This window comes from Caulobacter sp. P4_E5 (assembly GCF_056401555.1).
Map to the genome: position 1 here is coordinate 1 of NZ_JBFUJD010000160.1, position 1594 is coordinate 1594.

Sequence of the window (1594 nt, forward strand, 5' to 3'; positions counted from 1 at the left end):
GGTGAGGGCGGCCGGCGGCAAGCCGATCCTGGTCACGCCCCTGACGCGCCGCCAGTTCAAGGACGGCAAGCTGCTCGACGACCTTGGGCCGTGGGCCGAGGCGGTCCGCAAGGTGGCGGCCGAGACCGAGACCCCCGTCGTCGATCTGCACGCCCGCAGCCAGGCCGCCGTCCAGGCCATGGGCCCGGTCGAGGCCATGAAGTTCGCCCAGCGTCCGCCGCCGCCCGAGGTGGTCGAGGCCGCCGGCAAGACCGGCACGACGATCAGCGCCGCTCCGCCGACCCCCGCGGCGCCGGGCGCCACGCCGACAACCCAGAACAACGCCGCCGTCGAGCCTATGGGTCAGGCCAAGCTATCGTTCGACTACACGCATCTGGGCGTCGTCGGCGCCGACTATTTCTCGACGATCGTCACCGACGAACTCGCGAAGTCCGTGCCGACTCTGCGCCGCTATCTGATCCCCTAGGTTTAGCCTTGCTATCCGCATGCAAAATCCATTTTAGATATGAAAATTGCCGTGAGCCGGTCGAATACTGGTCGCGGGATAGCATGAGGAAACGGACATGGAAGCGACCCGCAGAACAGCACTGACCGCCATGGGCGGCGCATCGCTTTTGGCGGCGTCGATCGGTTCGGCCCGCGCCGCCACGCCCAAGGTCGCGCCGCAGCGCCTATGGTATCGCCAGCCGGCCAAGGAGTGGGTCGAGGCGCTGCCGGTCGGCTCTGGCAAGCTCGGCGCCATGGTGTTCGGCGGCGTCGCGGCCGAACGGCTGCAACTGAACGAGGACACCCTGTGGGCGGGCGGCCCTTATGACCCGGCCAATCCCGAGTCGCTGGCGGCTCTGCCGGAGATCCGCCGCCTGATCGACGCTGGCGAATACGCCAAGGCCACGGATCTGGCCGAGGCCAAGTTCCTGGGCGTCCCCAAGCGCCAGATGTCCTACCAGACGATCGGCGACCTGAAGCTGGATTTCCCGGGTCTGACCGAGGTGGGCGCCGACTATGTCCGCGACCTCGACCTCGACGGTGCGATCGCCACCACGAGCTTCACCGCCGACGGCGTCCGCCATGTGCGCGAGGTGATCGGCAGCGCGCCCGGCGGCGTCATCGCGGTGCGCCTGACGAGCAGCCGCAAGGCGTCGATCAGCGTTGATCTGAGCTACGCCAGTCCGATGAAGTCCAAGCCGGTCACCACCGTCGATGGACATGCGCTGGTGCTGACGGGCGCCAATGAAAGCCAGCAGGGCGTTCCAGCCAAGCTGACGTTCGAGTGCCGCGTCGAGGTCCGCGCCAAGGGCGGCCAGGTGGTCGGGCAGGGCGATAAGCTTTCGGTGAAGGGCGCCGACGAAGTGCTGCTGCTGATCGCGGCGGCGACCAGCTATCGCCGCTATGACGACGTCTCGGGCGATCCGATCGCCTTGAACAGGGCGACCCTAGCTAGGCTGGCCGGCAAGCCCTGGGCGAAGATCCTGGCCGAGCACCAGGCCGACCACCGGAATCTGTTCCGCCGCGTCGGCGTCGACTTCGGCCGCACCCGCGCCGACCTGCTGCCGACCGACGAGCGGATCCGACAGTCGCCAACCACCGACGATCC

General features: G+C 68.2%; 2 protein-coding genes. Both read left to right on the forward strand.

From position 1 onward, the window contains the following. A partial coding sequence (locus AC1DSO_RS24725) for an SGNH/GDSL hydrolase family protein (RefSeq protein WP_477071325.1) occupies positions 1–466 on the forward strand: 466 nt, incomplete at its 5' end. 97 nt (positions 467–563) lie between these two features. Continuing rightward, a partial coding sequence (locus AC1DSO_RS24730) for a glycoside hydrolase family 95 protein (RefSeq protein WP_477071326.1) occupies positions 564–1594 on the forward strand: 1031 nt, incomplete at its 3' end.